Source organism: Rahnella inusitata, assembly GCF_018288855.1.
Taxonomy (GTDB): domain Bacteria; phylum Pseudomonadota; class Gammaproteobacteria; order Enterobacterales; family Enterobacteriaceae; genus Rahnella; species Rahnella inusitata.
This window is the reverse complement of the sequence record NZ_CP065024.1, coordinates 4,326,322-4,348,740: the sequence shown is the minus strand read 5'-3', so window position 1 is coordinate 4,348,740 and position 22,419 is coordinate 4,326,322. Positions and strand designations below refer to the sequence as shown.

18 protein-coding genes, 1 pseudogene and 1 riboswitch are annotated in these 22,419 nt (G+C 53.0%); of the genes and pseudogenes, 11 read left to right on the top strand and 8 right to left on the bottom strand.

What is annotated here, in order from left to right:
- Positions 1-83: 83 nt before the first annotated feature.
- The gene (locus tag I2123_RS20345) at positions 84-851 is read left to right on the top strand and encodes a DedA family protein (RefSeq protein WP_112168732.1); all 768 of its coding nucleotides are present in this window, start codon (positions 84-86) and stop codon (positions 849-851) included.
- Here I2123_RS20345 and thiQ read toward each other — a convergent pair.
- From thiQ to sgrR, 4 genes are all read right to left on the bottom strand, one after another.
- Positions 841-1,548 (bottom strand): thiamine ABC transporter ATP-binding protein ThiQ, encoded by a 708-nt coding sequence (gene thiQ / locus I2123_RS20340; RefSeq protein ID WP_112168739.1) that lies wholly within the window; start codon positions 1,546-1,548, stop codon positions 841-843. The genes I2123_RS20345 and thiQ overlap by 11 nt on opposite strands.
- Entirely contained in the window at positions 1,532-3,142 is a 1,611-nt protein-coding gene (gene thiP, locus I2123_RS20335; protein ID WP_213051378.1) for a thiamine/thiamine pyrophosphate ABC transporter permease ThiP, read from the bottom strand. Before thiP ends, thiQ begins: the two co-directional genes overlap by 17 nt.
- The gene (thiB, locus tag I2123_RS20330; protein ID WP_213051377.1) at positions 3,118-4,101 is read right to left on the bottom strand and encodes a thiamine ABC transporter substrate binding subunit; all 984 of its coding nucleotides are present in this window, start codon (positions 4,099-4,101) and stop codon (positions 3,118-3,120) included. The genes thiP and thiB overlap by 25 nt, the downstream gene beginning before the upstream one ends.
- A 43-nt stretch (positions 4,102-4,144) precedes the next feature.
- A riboswitch (TPP riboswitch) is annotated at positions 4,145-4,273 on the bottom strand.
- Between the two features lie 40 nt (positions 4,274-4,313).
- The gene (gene sgrR / locus I2123_RS20325; RefSeq protein WP_213051376.1) at positions 4,314-5,978 is read right to left on the bottom strand and encodes an HTH-type transcriptional regulator SgrR; all 1,665 of its coding nucleotides are present in this window, start codon (positions 5,976-5,978) and stop codon (positions 4,314-4,316) included.
- 102 nt (positions 5,979-6,080) lie between these two features.
- Here sgrR and sgrT point away from each other — a divergent pair, with 102 nt between their 5' ends.
- The gene (sgrT, locus tag I2123_RS20320) at positions 6,081-6,281 is read left to right on the top strand and encodes a glucose uptake inhibitor SgrT (protein WP_112168728.1); all 201 of its coding nucleotides are present in this window, start codon (positions 6,081-6,083) and stop codon (positions 6,279-6,281) included.
- Positions 6,282-6,459: 178 nt separating this feature from the next.
- Positions 6,460-7,623, top strand: a complete 1,164-nt coding sequence (locus I2123_RS20315; RefSeq protein ID WP_213051375.1) for an MFS transporter — start codon at positions 6,460-6,462, stop codon at positions 7,621-7,623.
- Positions 7,624-7,683: 60 nt separating this feature from the next.
- On the opposite strand, the gene leuD is transcribed toward I2123_RS20315, so the two are convergent.
- The 4 genes from leuD to leuA are packed head-to-tail and all read right to left on the bottom strand — an operon-like array spanning position 7,684 to position 12,382.
- The gene (gene leuD / locus I2123_RS20310; protein WP_112168726.1) at positions 7,684-8,286 is read right to left on the bottom strand and encodes a 3-isopropylmalate dehydratase small subunit; all 603 of its coding nucleotides are present in this window, start codon (positions 8,284-8,286) and stop codon (positions 7,684-7,686) included.
- Between the two features lie 10 nt (positions 8,287-8,296).
- A complete protein-coding gene (gene leuC / locus I2123_RS20305) occupies positions 8,297-9,697 on the bottom strand; it encodes a 3-isopropylmalate dehydratase large subunit (protein WP_112168725.1) in 1,401 nt (466 codons plus the stop codon).
- A gap of 1 nt (position 9,698) precedes the next feature.
- The gene (gene leuB, locus I2123_RS20300) at positions 9,699-10,790 is read right to left on the bottom strand and encodes a 3-isopropylmalate dehydrogenase (protein ID WP_213051374.1); all 1,092 of its coding nucleotides are present in this window, start codon (positions 10,788-10,790) and stop codon (positions 9,699-9,701) included.
- 2 nt (positions 10,791-10,792) lie between these two features.
- Entirely contained in the window at positions 10,793-12,382 is a 1,590-nt protein-coding gene (gene leuA / locus I2123_RS20295; RefSeq protein ID WP_112168723.1) for a 2-isopropylmalate synthase, read from the bottom strand.
- Positions 12,383-13,134: 752 nt separating this feature from the next.
- Between leuA and leuO the strand changes: the two are divergent.
- The 8 genes and pseudogenes from leuO (at position 13,135) to ftsL (ending at position 22,398) form a co-directional block, all read left to right on the top strand.
- Positions 13,135-14,093, top strand: a pseudogene (gene leuO, locus I2123_RS20285) (transcriptional regulator LeuO).
- A 290-nt stretch (positions 14,094-14,383) separates the two neighbouring features.
- Positions 14,384-16,180, top strand: a complete 1,797-nt coding sequence (locus tag I2123_RS20280) for an AMP-dependent synthetase/ligase (protein ID WP_213051373.1) — start codon at positions 14,384-14,386, stop codon at positions 16,178-16,180.
- A gap of 409 nt (positions 16,181-16,589) precedes the next feature.
- A complete protein-coding gene (ilvI, locus tag I2123_RS20275; protein WP_112168719.1) occupies positions 16,590-18,308 on the top strand; it encodes an acetolactate synthase 3 large subunit in 1,719 nt (572 codons plus the stop codon).
- Between the two features lie 2 nt (positions 18,309-18,310).
- On the top strand, positions 18,311-18,802 hold the full coding sequence (gene ilvN / locus I2123_RS20270) for an acetolactate synthase small subunit (RefSeq protein WP_013577020.1): 492 nt from the start codon (positions 18,311-18,313) through the stop codon (positions 18,800-18,802).
- A 167-nt stretch (positions 18,803-18,969) separates the two neighbouring features.
- Entirely contained in the window at positions 18,970-19,974 is a 1,005-nt protein-coding gene (gene cra, locus I2123_RS20265) for a catabolite repressor/activator (RefSeq protein ID WP_112168718.1), read from the top strand.
- Positions 19,975-20,678: 704 nt separating this feature from the next.
- On the top strand, positions 20,679-21,137 hold the full coding sequence (gene mraZ / locus I2123_RS20260; RefSeq protein ID WP_112168717.1) for a division/cell wall cluster transcriptional repressor MraZ: 459 nt from the start codon (positions 20,679-20,681) through the stop codon (positions 21,135-21,137).
- Between the two features lie 2 nt (positions 21,138-21,139).
- Positions 21,140-22,081 carry a 16S rRNA (cytosine(1402)-N(4))-methyltransferase RsmH gene (gene rsmH / locus I2123_RS20255; protein WP_213051372.1) on the top strand — a complete coding sequence of 314 codons (942 nt, stop codon included), beginning with the start codon at positions 21,140-21,142 and terminating at the stop codon, positions 22,079-22,081.
- Positions 22,078-22,398, top strand: a complete 321-nt coding sequence (ftsL, locus tag I2123_RS20250) for a cell division protein FtsL (RefSeq protein WP_112168715.1) — start codon at positions 22,078-22,080, stop codon at positions 22,396-22,398. Before rsmH ends, ftsL begins: the two co-directional genes overlap by 4 nt.
- Positions 22,399-22,419: the final 21 nt, after the last annotated feature.

The following is a 22,419-nucleotide window of genomic DNA, read 5'->3' as shown; positions in this document are numbered from 1 at the left end:
TGTTTTGACTACAATGAGAATGCAGAAAACTCACATTTGTCTCATTTATCTGCGCAATTCGCGTAACTGAATACTGGGAATTTATGGAAGCCTATCTACAACATCTGGTCGCTCAGTCGGTGGGCTTTGCTTTAATTATTGTCGCTGTCGTCGCATTTTTCGAATCATTGGCGCTGGTCGGGCTAATCCTGCCGGGCACCGTCATGATGGCCACGCTGGGGACGCTGATCGGCAGCGGTCAGGTCGGCCTGTACGAAGCCTGGCTGGCAGCCGGACTCGGTTGCTTCCTCGGCGACTGGGCGTCCTACTTTATCGGGCGTGGATTCAAAGAACCGCTGCACCGCTGGCGCTTTCTTCAGCGCTATCAGTCCTTGCTGGATAAAACCGGTTACGCCCTCGATCGCCACAGTTTTGCCACGGTGATTTTAGGGCGCTTTATCGGGCCGACGCGCCCGCTGGTGCCGCTGGTCGCCGGTATGCTTAATCTGCCGCCGTATAAGTTTGCGCCCCCGAATATTGTCGGCTGTATCACCTGGCCGCCGGTTTATTTCCTGCCGGGGATCCTGGCTGGCGTCGCCATCGACATTCCGGCCAGCCACAACAGCGGCGTATTCAAATGGCTGCTGTTTATCAGTGTGATGCTGATTTGGCTCAGTGCCTGGCTGGCGTGGCGCTGGTTCCGCGCCGGAAAGGGCTCGCCGGACATGATGACCAAATGGTTGCCGCTGACGCGATTACGGGTTGTGTGCGTGCTGAGCGTGGTGGCGACGGTGGTCAGCATTGTGATGCTCAGCAAGCAGCCGATGATGCCGGTTTACGGCCATCTGCTGTGGAAAGTGATCACCCGCTGATTGGGCTGATGCCCAACACTTTGGCTTCCGGCGCACTGCCGTCTACCAGCGCCTGCGTCGGGCCGTCGTAGAAGATTCTGCCGTCGACGACCAGCAGCGTGCGCGGAGCAATCCGCGCCGCATCATCCAGATTGTGTGACACCATCAATAACGTCAGATTACGCTGTCCGCAAACCTTATCCAGCAGGCTCAGCATTTCACTGCGCAGCGCCGGATCGAGCGCCGAGAAAGGTTCGTCGAGCAGCAAAATCGGCTGGCTACGCAACAGACAGCGTGCCAGCGCCACCCGCTGCCGCTGGCCGCCGGAAAGCTGCGAGGGCAGACGATCTAAACACTCACTCAGCCCGACCTGTCGGGCGATCTCTTCCAAATCCTGCTTTTGCTGCGCGCTGAGTTTCAGCCCCGGATGTAAGCCCAGTCCCATGTTCTGACGCACGGTCAGATGCGAGAACAGATTGTTCTCCTGAAACAGCATTGACACCGGACGCCTGGCTGGCGGTGTCGCGCTGTGATCGTCACCGTTGAGCAAGATTTGCCCGCTCACTGGCGCGAGAAAACCGGCAACCAGGCTCAGCATGGTACTTTTCCCCGCACCGCTCGGGCCGAGGATCGCCACGCGTTCACCCGCGGCGATGCGTAAATCAAAGCGCATCGGCAGATGCTCGTACAGATAAGTCAGTTTATTCAGCGTCAGCATGGCGGCCCGGCAGTTTCTCGATCAGGGTGAATAACAGGAAGCACAGCAGCAGTAATAACAGCGCAGTTACCGCGCCGTCCTGACTGCGGTAGGAACCGATCTGCTGATACAAATAAAATGGCAGCGTGCGAAAATTCTCGTTGCCGAACAATGCGATCACGCCGAAATCCCCCAGTGACAGCACACAGGCAAACGCCAGCGCCTGAGCTATCGGGCGTTTCAGCGCACTCAGTTCCACCCGGCGCAGCCGATGCCAGCCGTGCATATCCAGCGAAAGACATAGCGGGTTGTAGCGTTCCGCGACGTCACGCATCGGGTTATCCAACACTTTCAACGCATAAGGCACCGCCATCAGCGCATTGGTGAGGATCACCAGCGGCCAGGGCGATTGTGGTAAACCGGTTGTATCACCGAGCAACAGGAAAAACCCGGTCGCCAGCACGATGCCCGGCATCGCGAGGATCAACATACCGCTGAGATCCATCGCCTGCGCCCAGCCGCTAAACTTGCGCAAACGCAGTTCGCGGCTGCTCCACAGCAACATCATGGTGAGCAGTACACAAAGCAACCCGCTGCCCAGTGCAATACGTACTGACGTCCACAATGCCTGCCAGAGCGCGGCCTGTTGCAGAACGCTGACGGCGGCGCGATTCACGCCATCAAAAATCACTGCCAGCAATGGCGGCAGGATCAGCAGCAGGGCAAGGCCGATCAGTACGCCGTCGGCGAGGCGGCGCGGCAGGGAATCATCGGGATTACGCCAGCGCTGAGAGTGCGTTTGTCCGACCGGCAGCGCCTGACTGAGTTTTTGGCTCAGCAACACCAGCGCCAGACAGCAGAACAACTGGATCAGCGCCAGCGTGGCGGCGCGGCCTAAATCGTAGTCATAACTGAGCGCCTGATAGATAGCCAGTTCGATCGTGGTCGCCTGCGGGCCGCCGCCGAGAGAAAGCACGGTGGCGAAGCTGGCAAAACACAGCATGAAAATCAGGGCTGCGGCGGGGAAAATCTGACGGCGCAGGGCAGGCCATTCGACAAAACGAAATTGCTGCCACGCATTCATGCCCAGCTGCGCGGCAAGCTGGCGCTGTTCTACAGCGATATTCTCCAGCGCCTGCAACAACAGGCGGGTGGCGAGCGGCAGATTGAAGAAGATGTGCGCCAGCAAAATGCCCTGTAAGCCATAGGGCGAAAAATGATAATCCATACCGAGCCAGCCGCACAGCTGCGCCAGCCAGCCTTGTCTGCCGTAGACGCTGAGAATGCCAAACACGGCCACCAGCACCGGCAGCACCAGCGTCATGGCGCATAAACGAAGTAGTAACTGACGGCCAGGAAAACGGCGGCGGAACAGCGCCCGCGCCAGCAAAATTGCGGGCAGCACCGAGCAGAGCGCCGAAAGCAACGCCTGCCAGAAAGTAAAACGGATCACATGCCAGAGATAGGGATCCTGCCACAGCGAGGCGCCGCTCATCTGCGGCGCGTGACGCCACAGAGAGCCTAACGCCAGCGCGGCAACCAGCAGCATCGCCAGCGATGCCACCGCGCCCGGCCACAGCCAGCGCGGGATCAACGGCTGACTGCGTTCTGCCATGCCTGGATCCATTCTGTGCGGTGAGTGGCGACGTCCTGTGCGCTGTATTGCAGGGATTTCGCGGGTACCGTCAGCTGATTAAAGGCATCGGGCAGCGGTGTGGCGATCACCGGATACATCCAGTTACCGGTCGGTATTACTTTCTGGAAACCGTCGGTAGTGACGAATTTCATAAACTGTTCAGCCAGCTTCGGTTGCTTGCTGTTCGCCAGCTGGCCTGCCACTTCCACCTGCATGTAATGACCTTCGGTGAAATTGGCCGCCGCGTAGTTATCCTTCTTCTCTTCGATGATGTGATACGCCGGAGAGGTGGTGTAACTCAGCACCAGATCGCTTTCGCCTTTGAGGAACAAACCGTAGGCCTCGCTCCAGCCTTTGGTGACGGTGACGGTTTTCTTCGCCAGCTTCTGCCATTCTTGTGGCGCTTTATCGCCATAGACTTTTTGCATCCACAGCATCAGACCCAGACCCGGCGTGCTGGTGCGCGGATCTTCGTAGATCACTTTCCAGTTCTGATCGCTGTTGATCAGTTCATCGAGACTTTTCGGCGGATTCTTCAGTTTGTTTTTGTCGTAGACGAACGCGAAATAGCCGTAGTCGTAAGGCACGAACGTACTGTTATCCCAGCCGCCGGGGACAGCCAGTTTGGCGTCGGTTTTCGGTGCTTTGGCGAAAAGCCCGGTTTGCTCCGCAGCTTGCAACAGGTTGTTATCCAGCCCAAGCACGACGTCCGCTTTGCTGTTTTTGCCTTCCATCCGCAGACGGTTGAGCAAAGACACGCCGTCTTCCAGCGCGACGTATTTCAGTTCGCAGCCGCATTGCGCTTCAAAGGCTTTTTTGATGGCAGGGCCAGGGCCCCAGTCGGCAGAGAAAGAGTCGTAGGTGTATACGGTCAGGACAGGTTTTGCAGCAAATGCAGGTGCAGAAAGTAACAGCAGGCAGGACAATAATTTTTTCAACTTTGCGCTCCAAAAAAATAAAGGGGCAAAGGATTTTGAGTGAGCAAGGCGCAGTCTCAAATCCCTCCGCCGGTATCAACCGGATCAGGTTCGACGGGTCTAAATCTCAGCCAAACTTGCTCGCGGCGTTTACATCGCTGCTTTAACAAGTTGGGCACCCCGTTGAGAACGAATGTCATTCTAGAGATTAACGGCGCGATGCGATAGTCCGATTAACTGTCGGGGGGCGCAAACCAGGCGGATTTGAAGTCAAACCACCCAAGAGTGTTCATGCGTACGCCGCGCATGCTGCGCTGGCCCTGCAACACTAACCAGTGATGGAACAGCGGATGAATATGATGGCTGGCAACCTGTTTCTGGCTCCATTCGGCCATGGAGAATTTACCCGCCTGCCATAACGCGGCGTCTTCGCTCATGTCATTGCTGAAACAGTGCGCGGCCAACGGCAGCTCGAAGAATGTCGCGAACAGAGAGAATTCCAGCGGCAGGGTGAAGTTGGCGCTGCCGAGCCACAAGTCGCTTTTCGCCTCGCCGCGATGCCAGACGGCGTAATCCACAATCTGAATAATCAGCTCGATGCCTTCCGCTGCCAGCAGCGGGCGCAGTGCGTTGCAGATCGCGTGATGCTCCGAATGCTCGCTGTAAAACGTCAGCGTAATGTGCGTCAGCCCTTGCGGTTTTATCGGGCGCGCCTGCGAATCTTTATGATGCCAGCGTGGCAACAGGCCGTAGGCTGGCGACCAGTAGCGCTGGTAAATCGGTTCTGCGGCGTTAAGTAATGCAATCGGGCTGAGCAGTTCACAGAGCCATTCGCGGATTTCATCCTGCTGGCCGACCGGCGAACGCTGATCGAACAGCAAGAAATAGCAGCCTTCCTCCAGACGGCTTTCCAGCTCGCTATTACCTGATTCATCCGCCTGTAACTGGACACCGGAATGGACCAGATCTTCGGTCAGCTCCGGCAGCACCCAGATATTCACTTCATCTATCAGCGCGCGAAAACCGAAATACTCGTCAAACGCGCGGATACGCAGCTGCGTTTTCTGATTGCGCACCACGGCGTAAGGACCGGTGCCGACCGGATGCCGGGCAAAGTCCGGCAGCGACTGCCACTCCTGCGGCAGGATCATGGCGTGAACATTGCCAAACAGCCACGGCAGCCAGCGGTCGGGGGTCAGCAGATGGATATCGATCACATTGGGTGTGGGTGAGGAAACTGACGAGAGATTGCTAAATAACCGGTGAGCCTGTTGCAGGCGGGTAAATGTGGCGATGATATCCGCCATCTCGAGTTCACGGCCATGATGGAAATGGATCGCCGGACGCAGATAAAACCGCCAATGCAGCGGTGTGATTTCCTGCCAGTGATGAGCTAAATCGGCTTCAACTTCCCCTTTTTCCTCATTTATGCGCGTCAGGCCGCTGAAGATTTGCCGGGCGATATGCGTCTCAGAACGACGCAACATGGTGCCGGGCAACAGGTTAAACAGTGGGCGGTAATACAGCACGCGCAGAATATGTTTGCCCTGACGGAAGCTGCGTCCAAGTTGCGATAGCAACATCTGACGCACCTGTGTTTTATCGCCCACCAGTTGAACCAGCTGATCGACTTTATCCTGCTCAACAAGCTCTTCGGCGCGCTGCTGCTGTAGCGCCAGGCCGGTATACAGGAATGTCAGTCTGGAACGTTTGCCGCGCCCGGCTTCGGCATCCCACGCCACCCAGCCCAGTTCCTGCATGGCGTTGAGCAATGAACGCATGTGCCGCCGTGAACAGTTCAGGATCTCGGACAGCGCCTGCAAGGTCGTTTCGGTTTCTTCGCCATGACAGGACTGCCACAACCGGATGAACTGCTGCTGCAAACGCGGTGAGGTCATAAAAGGGGAACTCCAAGGGCGATCTTCATCAATTTATCTTTCCCCATATTACTCCGATACTGTTTCTCAACGAAAGCCTGTTGTGAATACCCGGAGGTCATCATGAAACGCACGTTGAATGCCCGTTTTTATCAGCGTTATTTCTCCGCAATCAGCAGCGCTGCCATTAAACGCAACGCGGCAAAAAATCATGCTGACTGGCTGTCCTGGGTGCCGGTCGATTATCGGATGGATATTCTGTCCGGGCTGACACAGTGGGATATGGAGTCGCTTGACGAAGAACAATACCGTCGAAGGATTTGATAGTCAGACAACAGGCTCGACCCAATTCGATTTTCTGAGTAATGGTGTAATTTCACCAGCCAGTGGGGTAACTCACTGGTTTTTTTATATCCATTTTTCAGAACCCCTCGAAACCCTTTAAAACTTAGCTACACTGGGGGTCTTGTTTGTAAGACTTTCATTTCTCAGGGACGACGTCATGCCAAAACCTCGTATTAATGCCATTTATGTCACCTTTCTGGTGGTGTCCTTGCTGTGTGGTATTGCTGGCGCATTACAGGCACCGACGCTCAGTCTGTTTCTGACCAATGAAGTGAAAGTTCGCCCGCTGTGGGTCGGCTTCTTTTATACCGTCAACGCCATCGCCGGGATTGCGATCAGTTTCCTGCTGGCGAACCGTTCTGATAACAAAGGTGACCGCCGCAAGCTGCTGATCTTTTGCTGCCTGATGGCCATCGGTAACAGTCTGGTCTTTGCGTTCAGCCGCGACTATCTGGTGCTGATCACCGTCGGCGTATTGCTGGCGGCGATCGGGAATGCCTCAATGCCGCAGCTGTTCGCGCTGGCGCGTGAACATGCCGATCGCTCATCGAGCGAAGTGGTGATGTTCAGCTCAATGATGCGTGCGATGCTCTCGCTGGCGTGGGTACTCGGCCCGCCGCTTTCCTTCATGCTGGCGCTGAATTACGGATTTACGCCGATGTACCTGAGCGCCGCCGCGGTGTTTGTCGGCAGCATCCTGATGATCGTGTTCTTCCTGCCGTCGGTACCGCGCGTCGAGCAGCCGGTGGATGAAAAAGTGGTGCCGGTCAGCGCGTGGCGCAATAAAGATGTGCGTCTTCTGTTCTTCGCCTCCCTGCTGATGTGGACCTGCAACATCATGTACGTGATTGATATGCCGCTTTACATCACCAGCGAATTGGGGCTGCCGGAAGGGCTGGCGGGCTTGCTGATGGGGACGGCGGCAGGGCTCGAAATTCCGGCGATGTTGCTGGCGGGTTATCTGGTCAAACGCACCGGTAAGCGCAAGCTGATGCTGTATGCGGTGGCCAGCGGGGTGGTTTTCTACGCCGGACTGGTTTTGTTCCAGTTCAAAGCCGCGCTGATGATCCTCCAGCTGTTTAACGCGATTTTCATCGGTATCGTGGCGGGTATCGGGATGCTCTATTTTCAGGATCTGATGCCGGGTCGTGCGGGTTCAGCGACGACGTTGTTCACCAACAGCATTTCCACTGGCGTTATCTGCGCGGGATTATTGCAAGGCTTTATCGTCGAAAGCTTCGGGCATTATCCGGTGTACTGGGTGGCGACGGGGCTGGCGATTATCGCATTAGGCCTGATGTATAAAGTCAAAGACGTCTGAATGATATGAAAAGAAAAACCCGCGACAGTCGCGGGTTTTTTTATGCTTTCGGGGGTGGAATCAGTTCATAAAGGCAGGCTGATTCTTCTCGTAAGCGGAGATGTTTTCTTCGTGTTGCAGCGTCAGACCGATGCTGTCCAGACCGTTAATCATGCAGTGACGGCGGAAGCTGTCGATCACAAACGGATAGCTTTTATCACCGGCTTTGACGGTCTGCGCTTCCAGATCCACTTCAAAGGTAATGCCTTCATTATCATTCACCAGCGCGAACAGCTCATCAATTTCTGCATCGCTCAGGGTGATGGGCAGTAACTGGTTATTGAACGAGTTACCGTAAAATATATCGGCAAAGCTTGGCGCGATCACCGCGTGGAAACCGTAGTCGGTCAGCGCCCACGGCGCATGTTCACGGGAAGAACCGCAGCCAAAGTTTTCGCGCGCCAGTAAAATGCTCGCACCTTTATAGCGCGGCTTATTCAGCACGAAATCCGGGTTAGGCACCTGACCGGCGTCGTCCAGAAAACGCCAGTCGTTAAACAGGTGCTGACCGAAACCGGTACGGGTTACTTTCTGCAAAAACTGTTTCGGAATGATGGCATCGGTATCGACGTTAGCGGCATCCAGCGGAACCACCAGACCAATGTGTTGGGTAAATTTAGCCATGGTGTTTTCCTCAGTTCAGTTCACGAATATCAGCGAAACGGCCAGTCACCGCTGCCGCCGCAGCCATTGCCGGGCTGACCAGATGCGTGCGTCCGCCACGCCCTTGACGGCCTTCGAAGTTACGGTTGCTGGTGGAGGCGCAACGCTCGCCCGGTTCCAGACGATCGTTGTTCATTGCCAGACACATGGAACAGCCCGGCAGACGCCATTCGAAACCGGCTTCGATGAAGATCTTATCCAGACCTTCTTCTTCGGCCTGTGCTTTTACCGGGCCTGAGCCGGGAACCACAATTGCCTGTACGCCGGTCGCGACTTTGCGACCTTTGGCCACGGCTGCGGCTGCACGCAAATCTTCGATACGTGAGTTGGTACAGGAACCGATAAACACTTTATCGATCGCCACGTCGGTCAGTTTAATGCCCGGTTGCAAATCCATATACGCCAGCGCTTTTTCAGCGGATGCGCGTTCTACCGGATCGGCAAAAGAGGAAGGATTTGGGATCGTCTGATTCACGCCCATGACCTGACCAGGGTTGGTACCCCAGGTGACCTGCGGTGCGATATCTGCCGCGTCCAGCGTCACGACACTGTCAAATTTGGCATCCGCATCGGTTGTCAGGGTTTTCCAGTACTCGACGGCGGCGTCCCAGTTTTGATCTTTCGGAGCGAACTGGCGACCTTTCAGATAAGCAAACGTGGTTTCGTCAGGCGCGACCAGACCGGCTTTGGCGCCCATTTCAATCGCCATGTTGCACAGGGTCATACGACCTTCCATGCTCAGCGCTTCGATGGCTTTACCGCAAAACTCGACAACGTGACCTGTACCGCCGGCGCTGCCGGTTTTACCGATGATCGCCAGCACGATATCTTTGGCGGTGATACCCGCAGGTGCGTCGCCGGTCACTTCGATTTTCATGGTTTTAGCGCGACCCTGTTTCAGGGTTTGCGTCGCCAGCACGTGTTCCACTTCTGATGTGCCGATACCGAAAGCCAGTGAGCCAAACGCACCGTGCGTCGCCGTATGGGAGTCGCCGCAAACGATAGTCATGCCCGGCAAGGTCATGCCCTGCTCAGGTCCGATTACGTGGACGATGCCCTGGAACGGGTGATTCAGGTCATACAGCTGCACGCCGAATTCCGCGCAGTTCTTGATCAGTTCCTGCATCTGAATGCGTGCCATCTCGCCGCTCGCATTGATGTCTTTGGTTTGCGTGGATACGTTGTGGTCCATCGTGGCGAAGGTTTTGCCCGGCTGACGTACCGGACGCCCCATCGCGCGCAGGCCGTCGAACGCCTGCGGAGAGGTCACTTCGTGCACCAGATGGCGGTCTATGTACAACAGCGGCGTTTCGTTTTGCGCTTCGTAAACGACGTGCGCGTCATACAATTTTTGATACAGCGTCTTCGCCATGTTATGCCCCTTCTTTCACAAAGCGGGCAATGATATCGCCCATTTCACTGGTGCACAGCGCCTGCTGGCCGTTAGCCAAATCACCGGTGCGGTGGCCTGCTTCCAGCGCTTTATTCACTGCCTGCTCGATGGCGTTGGCGGCTTCATCAGCCCCCAGACTGTAACGCAGTAACAGCGCGGCAGAGAGGATCTGTGCAATCGGGTTAGCGATGTTTTTACCGGCGATATCCGGTGCGGAGCCGCCTGCTGGCTCGAACAAACCAAACGCCTGCTCGTTCATGCTGGCCGAAGGCAACATGCCCATGGAACCGGTTATCATCGCGCATTCGTCTGACAGAATGTCGCCGAACAGGTTGGAGCACAGCAGCACGTCAAACTGCGACGGATCTTTAATAAGCTGCATTGTCGCGTTGTCGATGTACATGTGGCTCAGGCTGACGTCCGGGTAATCCTTCGCGATTTCGTTAACCACTTCACGCCACATTATGGACGTTTGCAATACGTTGGCTTTATCGATGGACGTCACAATGCTGCGGCGTTTGCGTGCAGATTCAAAGGCGATGCGGGCGATACGTTCGATCTCAAAGCGGTAATACACTTCGGTATCGAAGGCTTTTTCATGCTGCCCCTGGCCTTCGCGGCCTTTCGGCTGGCCGAAGTAAATACCGCCGGTCAGTTCGCGGACGCACAGAATGTCGAAACCTTTGGCGGCGATGTCGGCACGCAGCGGGCAGAACTCCTCCAGACCCTGATACAAACGGGCAGGGCGCAGGTTGCTGAACAATTTGAAGTGCTTACGCAGCGGCAGCAATGCGCCGCGCTCTGGCTGATCGTTAGGCGGCAGGTGTTCCCATTTCGGGCCGCCTACTGAGCCAAACAGGATGGCATCGGCTTGTTCGCAACCGGCAACGGTCGCTTGCGGCAACGGGCTGCCGTGTTTGTCGATAGCCGCGCCACCGACGTCATATTCGCTGGTGCTGATTTTCAGGCCAAAACGCGCACGTACTGCATCCAGAACTTTGTATGCCTGGGCCATAACTTCCGGGCCAATTCCGTCTCCGGGTAAGACGGCAATATGATGGGTCTTGCTCATGATCACACCGTTTCCTGATTATTTTGAATGTTGTTGTGTTGCTGAACTTCGTGCTGCAAACGTTGTTTTTCGATCTCAACTTGTTTGCTGCGCCAGATATTATTCAGTACGTGAACCATCGCTTTGGCGGAGGATTCCACGATGTCTGTCGCCAGACCCACGCCGTGGAAGCGGCGGCCATTAAAGGAGACGACCACGTCGACCTGACCCAGTGCATCACGTCCCTGACCTTTGGCACTCAGCTGATATTTCACCAGCTCGATTTGATAACCCGTGATGCGGTTAATCGCCTGATAGACAGCATCAACAGGGCCATTGCCGGTAGCGGCTTCAGTGATGATCTCATCGCCACAGGCCAGATTCACCGATGCGGTGGCGGTTATCTTAGAACCGGACTGCACGCTGAAGTTGTCCAGACGGTAAAACTCTGGCTCTTCCTGTTGCTTATTAATGAACACCAGCGCTTCTAAATCGTAGTCGAAAACCTGACCTTTTTTGTCAGCCAGCTTCAGGAACGCGGCATACAGATGATCCATGTTGTAATCGGATTCTTTGTAGCCCATTTCTTCCATACGATGCTTCACGGCGGCACGGCCGGAGCGGGAGGTCAGGTTCAGCTGGATCTGGTTCAGACCAATAGATTCCGGTGTCATAATTTCGTAGTTTTCGCGATTTTTCAGCACGCCATCCTGATGAATACCGGACGAGTGTGCGAAAGCGTTGGAGCCGACAATCGCTTTATTGCCAGGGATCGGCATATTGGTTATCTGGCTGACTATCTGGCTGGTACGATAGATTTCTTTGTGATTGATATTGGTGTGGACGTTCATGTAATCCGAACGGGTCCGGATCGCCATGATGACTTCTTCCAGTGCCGTATTCCCGGCACGTTCGCCAATACCGTTCAGCGTGCCTTCTACCTGACGCGCACCGGCCTGAATCGCCGCGATAGAGTTACCGACCGCCATGCCCAGATCGTCGTGGCAGTGTACGGAAATAATCGCTTTATCGATGTTTGGTACGCGCTCATACAAATTAGTAATGATCCCGCCGAACTGGACCGGCGTGGTGTAACCGACAGTATCAGGAATGTTGATGGTGGTCGCACCGGCTTTGATCGCGGCTTCGACAACGCGGCACAGATTATCCAGCGGTGTACGACCCGCATCTTCGCAGGAGAATTCGACGTCATCCGTATAGTTACGGGCGCGTTTCACCGAATGAACCGCCATCTCCAGAACCTGATCAAACGAACGCTTCAATTTGGATTCAATGTGCAGAGTCGAGGTGGCCAGGAAAACGTGGATGCGGAAGGCTTCGGCAACGCGTAATGCTTCGGCGGCGGCGTCAATGTCACCATCCACGCAGCGTGCCAGACCGCAAACGCGGCTGTTTTTAATCTGGCGCGCGATAGTTTGTACAGACTCGAAATCACCGGGAGAAGATACCGGGAAGCCGACTTCCATCACGTCAACGCCCATCCTTTCCAGCGCCATTGCAATTTGAATCTTCTCTTTAACACTCAGGCTGGCTTGTAACGCCTGTTCACCGTCACGCAGCGTGGTATCGAAAATAATGACTTGCTCGCTCATGGGTTTTTCCTTGTCTGCTCTATTTTTCGCGCCCTGCGGGAGATAAAAAAAAACCCGCGCATCGGCGCGGGTTTATTGTCTGTGGAAGTTGAATCAGTTCTGATTTTCGCCCACTGGCATACCGCGCAAATTTTTTGCGTTGAGTAGTAGGCCAAGGAGACGGGTAATCATGAACATGTATTTTCAGCTTCTCTTAATAGGGTAGTTAAACGGATATCGTTCAAACAGTGCTTAAAGTGATACGGGAATGTGTGTGCTATGTCAACCTTCAGAGTGTGGAAATAGCGGTAATTTTTACAAATGAAAAACAATCTCATTTAGCATAAAACACTACCTGTAAGAGGGTGTTTGGAGGAAAGGATTCCTCAGTCATTACGATGATTTTTTTGGGTCAAAACCGTAAAAAACTGGACTATAAAATATGCTGATTGAAAAATAACCTTTCTGATTCAGTTGATTAGAGATGATTTACTTCTGCTTAACTTATTATTCAATTTTTGCATGTTGTTTCGGTAATTATTTTATTGTCTTATATCATCAGTTTTTTGAAGAGAAATGAAATTTATATTTTACTTTCTGATTATTAGAAGCAGCACCTAGGTCCTTTTCGAATAATAATAATATGAAATGGCACGCGTTTTTTGTCGGCTATTATTTATTAGTCTGATATGACTGTGCCGTGTTTTGTTTAAATAAATCAATTAAAGATAATCATTATTCTTCAAGCCTGATGATCTTTAATGGGGATAACCATGTCTGATATCATTACCGAAAGCTCTGCAAAACCTGCTGAGTTTGAAACGCATCTGCGTAATGTCGATCTTAATTTATTGACTGTCTTCGATGCCGTCATGCAATTACAAAATATTACTCGTGCAGCTAATATGCTGGGCATGTCTCAGCCTGCCGTAAGTAATGCCGTGGCCCGTTTGAAAGTCATGTTCAATGATGATTTATTTGTTCGCTTCGGTCGGGGCATCCAACCGACAATGCGTGCCCGTCAGCTGTTCGGCCCTGTCCGTCAGGCACTTCAGTTGGTCATGAATGAATTGCCCGGTGCAGGTTTCGATCCCAGTATCAGCATGCGCCAGTTTAACGTCGCAATTTGTAGCCCGCTGGATAAGCGCCTGACCTCTCAGGTTCTTCACGCCGTCGATACCCTGGCCAGCAGCGTCAGTATTAAATTACAGACTATCGTTAATGATAATATTGAACATCAGCTGCGTTACCAAAATATCGAATTTATGATCAGCTACCGTAAATTTGAACGGCCTGATTTCTGTAACGAACCGTTATTTAATGATGAACTGGTGTTGGTTGCAGCACAAAATCACCCGCGTATTAGTCCTTATATGTCCGACGAGAAATACCTGCGCGAAAAACATGCTGTCATGATGATTGACCGCTTCTATTCCTTCAGTGCGCCTTATTATGATGACCCTGAGCTGCAATCTTTAATCGCCTATCAGGGAACAGATCTCTACAGCGTCATGGAAGTCGTGTCGAAAACCGATATGGTGGCGCTGGTTCCCCGCTGGTTCCCCGCTGGTTAGCGCAGGCCAATACCGGGATCTTAAATTTATCTGTCATTCCATTACCGTGGATGAAAAATCAGCTGACCTGTTATCTGTCATGGCATGAATCATCCAGTAAAGACCGCGGCAATATGTGGATGAAATCTTTATTAAGCCAGTGCGTATTGACGCTCTGATCCCTAAACGAACATCATTTTTACTTTGGTGCGCGCTGAAGTAAATATGGCTGGTTATGATTTATTTTGAAGTTTTTTATCCTGCGTGCTTTTTCGCCTCGTTAAAGCTGCGCAGGTTTTTTTTTCCCGCTATTTACTCATTTTGAGCCGGTGTTTCGCCTCCTCCTGACTCTCTATAATTTCATTTCGCCGCGCAATATTTGTCGGTAGACTGCGTTAAATCTTTGTAACAGAGCAATACAGTTAGCCGCCTCCTGGCGAGCTGCGCTGAACGCCGGTATAGACGCTCAATGAATCCAACCTTAAATGACTACCATCTGATCGCCCGTTTTCGCCAACAGGTCGCACTTCGTGCTGACCAAACCGCCTTTCGTGAATGGTCACCCGCTGTTGAAACCTCACTGACTTGGCGTCAGTTAGGGGCGAAAGTCGATGCTTTATCGACTCTCCTTTTACGCGAGCGGGTCGAGGTTCAGGAGCGGATTGCCATCTGCGGGAACAATTCCATCGCCTGGGCAATGGCGGATCTGGCAATTTTACAACTGCGCGCGGTAACCGTGCCGGTCTATGCCACCAATACCCCCGCGCAATCAGCGTATGTGCTTAACGATGCGGATATCCGCATTTTATTCGTGGTCGGCCAAAAGCAGTACGACGCGGCGATTGCGTTGCGCGAGCTCTGCCCGCAGCTAAAACATATTCTGGTGCTGGATGGTGACGTCGATTTACAGGGCGTGCAGATAGCCCGGCATGTGTCCGATATCACCGTATCGGACTCTGCGTTAGACGCCGAACGCGAAGCACGCATCAGCGACAGCGATCTCAACGATTTGTTCACACTGATTTATACCTCCGGTACCACAGGGGAAGCCAAAGGTGTGATGCTCGACTATCGCAGCATGGCGACGCAGCTAAAGCAGCACGAAAAACGTCTGACGATTTCTGACCACGACATCTCCCTGTGTTTCTTGCCGCTGGCGCATGTGTTCGAACGGGCGTGGAGCTTCTTTGTGATGCATTGCGGTGCGCAGAACGTCTTTCTGCGCGATACCGATTTAGTGCGGGATGCGTTACAGGCGGTGAAACCTACCGTCATGTGCGCCGTGCCGCGTTTCTATGAAAAAGTGTTCAGTGCAATCCACGATAAAGTCGCCCGCGCGGGAACAGTGAAAAAGTGGCTGTTCCACTGGGCAGTTTCGCAGGGTAAAGAGAAATTTCTGATCGAGCGCCGTGGCGAACGTTATCCCTTCTGGCTCTCACCGGCATATTTTCTGGCGGATAAGCTGGTGCTCAAAAAGCTGCGCGGCTTGCTCGGCGGCAACTTACGTTTTCTGCCAGCCGCCGGCGCGAGCCTTGATGATAATGTGATCCTGTTTTTCGAATCCCTCGGTTTGCATATCAAATACGGTTATGGTCTGACCGAAACCTGCGCCACCGTCACCTGCTGGGAAGAGAAAGATTTCCGCTTTGGCTCAGTTGGCACGGCGTTGCCGGAAATCGATGTGCGCATCGGTGACGAAAATGAAATTCAGGTACGCGGACCCACGCTGCTGCGCGGTTACTTCAATAAACCCGAAGAAACAGCGGCCAGTTTCACTGCGGATGGCTGGTTCAAAACCGGCGATGCGGGGAAGATGGATGCACAAGGCAACGTGTTTATCACCGAACGACTGAAAGATCTGATGAAAACGTCAGGCGGTAAATACATCGCGCCACAGCGGATCGAAGGCACGCTGGTCCAGGATCGCTACATTGAACAGGCCGCGGTGATAGCCGATGAGCGTCACTTTGTTTCTGCGCTGATCGTGCCGGATTTCGATGTGCTTAACATGTACGCGCAGGCGCATCATATCGATTATTTCAACCGCAGCGGTCTGGTCAAAAACGAACAGATTCTGTCACTGTTTGCTCACCAGTTACGCGAAATTCAGCACGATCTGGCAGGCTTTGAGCAGGTGAAAAAATTTGTCCTGCTGATCAAACCCTTCACCATGGAATCTGGCGAACTGACGCCGACGCTCAAGCTGCGTCGTAAGGTTATTTTCAGCCGTTATAAAAAGGAAATCGACGAGCTTTACGGCGAATAACGCCGCGTCTTTCTCTTTTTCTCAACACCGGCGAATGCCTGTTCGCCGGTTTGCTGATCATTTTTATGTCAGCATCAGACATAATTTAATCCTGTAATTTTTCCCGCCTTCCTGATATTTCTGACTGGTTGCCGTACGCAGGCAGTGTTTTGTAGCGGACGGGCGATTGATGGCAGCGCGTCGCAATAAACGAAATCTGTCATCCCTATTTTGGCGTTTGCCTGACCCAAATTCTCACGCTAAGGTACTGAGTTGAGTTAGCAACGCCAATAAGAGCAGCAGGGTTTTCATCCGCTCTGCGTAAAGGCCTAAAATTCAGTGATTTAACTTTAGATTGCTGCTTGATAGAACAGCTTGCTGAAATAAAAAGTCATCCTATAGAAGAAATAAAAAGCCTGGAGGCAAAACCATGGAGATGTTGTCAGGAGCCGAGATGGTCGTTCGATCGTTAATCGATCAGGGCGTGAAGCAGTTATTCGGTTATCCCGGCGGAGCGGTGTTGGATATCTATGATGCCCTGCACACGGTCGGCGGGATTGATCATGTGCTGGTGAGACATGAGCAGGCCGCTGTTCATATGGCTGACGGTTATGCGCGCGCCACGGGCGAAGTGGGCGTGGTGCTGGTGACGTCCGGTCCCGGTGCAACCAATGCTATCACCGGTATTGCGACAGCTTATATGGATTCCATTCCGCTGGTGGTGCTATCCGGCCAGGTACACAGTTCACTGATCGGTTATGACGCGTTCCAGGAATGCGACATGGTGGGGATCTCCCGTCCGGTGGTGAAGCACAGTTTTCTGGTAAAACGCGCGGAAGATATTCCTACCGTGCTGAAAAAAGCGTTCTATCTGGCGTCCACGGGCCGTCCGGGTCCGGTGGTGGTTGATTTGCCTAAAGACGTGGTGAATCCACAAATCAAATTGCCGTACGCTTACCCTGAGCAGGTAACGATGCGGTCGTATAACCCGACGGTGCAGGGTCATCGTGGCCAGATCAAACGCGCATTGCAGACGTTGCTGGCCGCCAAAAAACCGGTGCTGTACGTTGGCGGTGGCGCTATTAACTCTGAGTGCCACGCAGAAATTCTGGAACTGGCAGAAAAACTGAATCTGCCGGTAACCACCTCCCTGATGGGATTGGGCGCATTTCCGGGCACCCATCGTCAGAGTCTCGGTATGCTCGGCATGCATGGCACCTACGAAGCCAATATGGTGATGCACAATGCCGATCTGATTTTCGGCGTGGGCGTGCGTTTCGACGACCGTACGACCAACAATCTGGCGAAATACTGTCCGAATGCCACGGTAATGCATATCGATATCGACCCGACGTCTATCTCAAAAACTGTCAGTGCAGACATTCCGATTGTGGGTGATGCGAAGCAGACGCTGGTTCAGATGCTGGAACTGCTGGCGCAGAGCGATGACAAACAGGAATTCGATGCACTGCGCGACTGGTGGACAAGTATTGAAAACTGGCGTGCGCGTCAATGCCTGAGCTACGACAAAAACAGTGGCAAGATCAAACCGCAGGCCGTTATCGAAACGCTGCATCGCCTGACCCACGGCGACGCCTATGTGACGTCGGACGTAGGTCAGCATCAGATGTTTGCCGCGCTCTATTATCAGTTTGATAAGCCACGTCGCTGGATAAATTCCGGTGGTCTCGGAACGATGGGCTTCGGCCTGCCTGCCGCGCTGGGTGTGAAACTTGGTCTGCCGGACGAAACGGTCATTTGTGTCACCGGCGACGGCAGCATCCAGATGAACATTCAGGAGTTGTCGACCGCGCTGCAATACGGTTTGCCAGTCATTGTGGTCAACCTGAATAACGGTTATCTCGGTATGGTAAAACAGTGGCAGGACATGATTTACTCCGGTCGCCATTCGCAATCCTACATGGAATCGCTGCCTGACTTCGTCAAACTGGCGGAAGCCTATGGTCACGTTGGCATTGCCATTCGCACCCCGGATGAGCTGGAAAGCAAACTGATTCAGGCACTGGAACAGAAAAACCGTCTGGTATTTGTGGATATCAGCATTGATGAAACAGAACACGTTTACCCGATGCACATCCGTGGCGGTGCGATGGACGAAATGTGGTTAAGCAAAACGGAGAGGACCTGATCATGCGCCGGATTTTATCAGTATTACTGGAAAACGAATCGGGCGCGTTGTCCCGCGTAGTCGGCCTGTTCTCTCAGCGTGGCTACAACATCGAAAGCCTCACCGTTGCGCCGACCGATGATCCAACATTGTCGCGAATGACGATTCAGACCGTAGGCGATGCCAAGGTGCTTGAGCAGATCGAAAAGCAGCTGCATAAGCTTGTCGACGTGCTGCGTGTCACCGAACTGGTGCAGGGTGCTCACGTTGAGCGTGAAATCATGCTGGTCAAGGTCCAGGCCTCCGGTTATGGCCGCGAAGAGGTGAAACGTTCAACTGAAATCTTCCGCGGCCAGATTGTGGATGTGACGGCGACGCTTTACACCGTTCAGCTTGCCGGCACCAGCGACAAGCTCGACGCCTTCTTAGCCAGCATTCGTGATGTGGCTGAAATCGTCGAAGTGGCTCGCTCCGGCGTGGTCGGTGTTTCGCGCGGCGACAAGATCATGCGCTAAAGCGTAAAAAATCAGCACGATGTAAAGTTTATCTGCTCTAGGAAAGCTCAACTTTTTGGTTGGGCTTTCTTTTTTGTGGCTCAGGTGAAGCGATTCGGTAAAACACCTTGCCCGGCAGGGGCTTCTGGGGTTAGATAAAGCATTATCTTTCTTAAGGGGTTATCTCAGTGAAGCTGGATGAGATCGCGAGGTTAGCGGGCGTTTCGCGTACGACGGCCAGTTATGTGATTAACGGCAAAGCGAAGCAGTATCGTGTCAGCGATAAGACAGTCGAAAAAGTCATGGCTGTCGTGAAGGAACATAACTATCACCCGAATGCGGTGGCTGCGGGTTTACGCGCTGGCCGGACCCGTTCTATTGGTCTGGTGATCCCCGATCTGGAAAATACCAGTTATACCAAGATTGCCAATTTTCTCGAACGTCAGGCACGCCAGCGTGGCTATCAGCTGCTGATTGCCTGTTCAGAAGATCAGCCTGACAACGAAATGCGCTGCGTCGAGCATCTGCTGCAACGTCAGGTTGATGCGATCATCATTTCCACATCTTTACCGCCGGAACATCCTTTTTATCAGCGTTGGGCCAATGATGATTTCCCCATCATTGCGCTGGATCGCGCGCTCGACCCTGAGCATTTCATCAGCGTTGTCGGTGCCGATCAGGAAGATGCGTTGATGCTGGCACAGGAATTACGGACGTTCCCTGCTGAATCGGTATTGTATCTCGGTGCATTGCCGGAATTATCGGTCAGCTTCCTGCGCGAGCAGGGCTTCCGTGAGGCCTGGGCTGAAGATTCACGTCAGCCGCAGTATCTTTATGCCAATGCGTATGACCGCGAATCCGCGGCGGTAGTGTTTGCCCAGTGGCTGAAACACAATCCGATGCCGCAGGCGCTTTTCACCACCTCGTTCCAGTTGTTGCAGGGCGTCATGGACGTCACGCTGAAAACCGAAGGGCGTTTGCCTGTCGATCTGGTGATTGCCACCTTCGGGGATAACGAACTTCTCGACTTCCTCGAGTGTCCGGTTCTGGCGGTCGCACAGCGTCATCGTGACGTTGCCGAACGCGTGCTGGAGCTGGTACTGGCGTGCCTGGATGAACCGAAAAAACCAAAAGCAGGCCTGACCCGTATTCGCCGCAACCTCTTCCGTCGTGGCAGGTTGAGCCGCAAGTAATCCTGACGGGTATTCAATTGAATGCCCGTGATTCCCTCGCACAAACACGCTTTTCTTTCCTCTTTTGCCTAATTGCTCATTCTGCTCACAAACACGAAAAAAAATCACCATGCGGTGAAAGTGGTTATTTTAGGAGCATTCCCAGAGCGCTGAATTATTAAGAAATGTTTTCGCCTTTCAGTTGCCGATATAAATCTGTTTATTGATATCTAAAATACGTTAATGCTGCCTGCAAAAGTGCTGTAGAATTCCCCGCTTAATTTCTCCGGGTCTGCGGCTGTTTCACGACTCGTGGTTTTTAAACACCCTGAAAGGCTTGTGCCATGCGGGCTGGCTCGCAAAATGATGATGATTTAGCCGTGATAGCCAAAAAAAAATCGGAAATGATTTTTCTTATGGCAAAAAGAACAAGAAACGAGAGTTAGATAACAGAAGAATATAAATAGTTAAATAATATTCAGTTTGGTTTTTTTTTAAACGAAATTATTAACCCTCCGAAATTTCTTCAACTAATCATGACGTTATTTTCTATTTCACCTCTAAAATACCTCACCGCGTTACGTTGGGCTTTCGGGTCTTCGCGTAAATATTGCCAAACCGCCTCCGCTCTGGCTTGACAAGGTTTTAAAACCATCCGTAAACTCTTTTAAGTGGGAATTTGTGGAGGAAAGTGGTGATTAGGGTCATAGAGGGGTAGATCGGTCATGTTTCGTGGCGCGACGATGGTTAACCTCGACAGCAAAGGGCGACTTGCCGTACCCACCCGTTACCGGGATTTGCTGAGCGAAGAATCGCAAGGTCAAATGGTGTGTACCATAGACCTCCATCACCCCTGCCTCCTCCTTTACACCCTTCCCGAGTGGGAAATTATCGAACGTAAATTGTCCCGTCTGTCGAGTATGAACCCCGTTGAGCGCCGTATTCAGCGCCTGTTACTGGGACATGCAAGTGAATGTCAGATGGATAACGCCGGGCGTCTGTTGATTGCCACTACGCTGCGTCAGCACGCCGGGCTCGCAAAAGAAGTGATGCTGGTTGGGCAGTTCAACAAGTTTGAACTGTGGGATGAACAGACCTGGTATCAACAAGTTAAGGAAGACATAGACGCTGAACAATCGTCTCAGGAACCACTCTCTGACCGATTACAGGACTTGTCATTATAAGCATGGTTGAAAACTACAAACACACTTCCGTCTTGCTGGATGAAGCCGTCAACGGCCTGAACATCCGCCAGGACGGCATTTACATAGACGGAACCTTTGGCCGCGGTGGCCACTCACGTCTGATTTTGTCACAGCTTGGCCCGCAAGGTCGCCTGCTGGCGATCGACCGCGATCCGCAGGCAATTAAAGCCGCAGAATCTATTGATGACGCGCGTTTTTCTATCGTTCACGGACCTTTCTCCGACCTCGCTGACTACGTTCGCGAACGCGGTCTGGAAGGTAAGATCGACGGCGTACTGCTGGATTTAGGTGTTTCCTCGCCGCAGCTTGATGATGCGGAACGTGGTTTCTCCTTTATGCGTGACGGACCTCTGGATATGCGCATGGATCCGACGCGTGGTTACTCAGCGGCCGAATGGCTGATGAAAGCGGAAGAAGAAGACATCATCTGGGTATTGAAAACGTTTGGTGAAGAGCGTTTTGCAAAACGCATTGCGCGCGCGATTGTCGAGCGTAACCGCGAATTGCCAATGACGCGAACAAAAGAACTGGCTGATTTGATTGCGAACGCCTCGCCGTTTCGTGAGAAGCATAAGCATCCGGCGACACGCAGCTTCCAGGCGATTCGTATCTACATCAACAGTGAGCTGGAAGAAATCGAACGTGCGCTGGATGGCGCGCTGGAAATTCTGGCACCGGCAGGGCGTTTATCCGTGATCAGCTTCCACTCACTGGAAGACCGCATCGTGAAACGCTTTATCCGTCAGCACAGCCGTGGCGCTCAGGTGCCGGCCGGTATTCCGATGACAGAAGCGCAGATCGCGGAACTTGGCGGACGCTCATTAAAATCAGTGGGAAAAATGATGCCTTCCGATGCGGAAGTGTCAGAAAACCCGCGGGCACGCAGTTCAGTCCTGCGTTTTGCTGAGAGAACGGCATCGTGATTGGCAATGAACGCCACGGTTTAGTGGGGGTCATTGCCAGCGACATTTTGCGCAATGGCAAGATCCCGATGATTTTGCTGATTGCCGTTTTGATCAGCGCCATCTTCGTTGTCACCACTGCGCACCGTACGCGTTTACTGACGGCACAGCGGGAACAGTTAGTACTGGAAAGGGATGCGCTGGACATTGAGTGGCGCAACCTGATCCTCGAAGAGAATGCCCTTGGCGATCACAGCCGGGTAGAACGCATCGCAACGGAGAAATTGCAGATGCAACATGTTGATCCATCTCAAGAAACTATTGTGGTTCAACCTTAAAATGTGCACGGAGGATACAGG

What these genes read in the sequence shown, in the direction of transcription:
- I2123_RS20345 (WP_112168732.1), top strand. Translation starts at nt 84, where the DNA reads ATGGAAGCCTATCTACAACATCTGGTCGCTCAGTCGGTGGGCTTTGCT.
- thiQ (WP_112168739.1), bottom strand. Translation starts at nt 1,548, where the DNA reads ATGCTGACGCTGAATAAACTGACTTATCTGTACGAGCATCTGCCGATG.
- thiP (WP_213051378.1), bottom strand. Translation starts at nt 3,142, where the DNA reads ATGGCAGAACGCAGTCAGCCGTTGATCCCGCGCTGGCTGTGGCCGGGC.
- sgrR (WP_213051376.1), bottom strand. Translation starts at nt 5,978, where the DNA reads ATGACCTCACCGCGTTTGCAGCAGCAGTTCATCCGGTTGTGGCAGTCC.
- sgrT (WP_112168728.1), top strand. Translation starts at nt 6,081, where the DNA reads ATGAAACGCACGTTGAATGCCCGTTTTTATCAGCGTTATTTCTCCGCA.
- I2123_RS20315 (WP_213051375.1), top strand. Translation starts at nt 6,460, where the DNA reads ATGCCAAAACCTCGTATTAATGCCATTTATGTCACCTTTCTGGTGGTG.
- leuD (WP_112168726.1), bottom strand. Translation starts at nt 8,286, where the DNA reads ATGGCTAAATTTACCCAACACATTGGTCTGGTGGTTCCGCTGGATGCC.
- leuC (WP_112168725.1), bottom strand. Translation starts at nt 9,697, where the DNA reads ATGGCGAAGACGCTGTATCAAAAATTGTATGACGCGCACGTCGTTTAC.
- leuB (WP_213051374.1), bottom strand. Translation starts at nt 10,790, where the DNA reads ATGAGCAAGACCCATCATATTGCCGTCTTACCCGGAGACGGAATTGGC.
- leuA (WP_112168723.1), bottom strand. Translation starts at nt 12,382, where the DNA reads ATGAGCGAGCAAGTCATTATTTTCGATACCACGCTGCGTGACGGTGAA.
- I2123_RS20280 (WP_213051373.1), top strand. Translation starts at nt 14,384, where the DNA reads ATGAATCCAACCTTAAATGACTACCATCTGATCGCCCGTTTTCGCCAA.
- ilvI (WP_112168719.1), top strand. Translation starts at nt 16,590, where the DNA reads ATGGAGATGTTGTCAGGAGCCGAGATGGTCGTTCGATCGTTAATCGAT.
- ilvN (WP_013577020.1), top strand. Translation starts at nt 18,311, where the DNA reads ATGCGCCGGATTTTATCAGTATTACTGGAAAACGAATCGGGCGCGTTG.
- mraZ (WP_112168717.1), top strand. Translation starts at nt 20,679, where the DNA reads ATGTTTCGTGGCGCGACGATGGTTAACCTCGACAGCAAAGGGCGACTT.
- rsmH (WP_213051372.1), top strand. Translation starts at nt 21,140, where the DNA reads ATGGTTGAAAACTACAAACACACTTCCGTCTTGCTGGATGAAGCCGTC.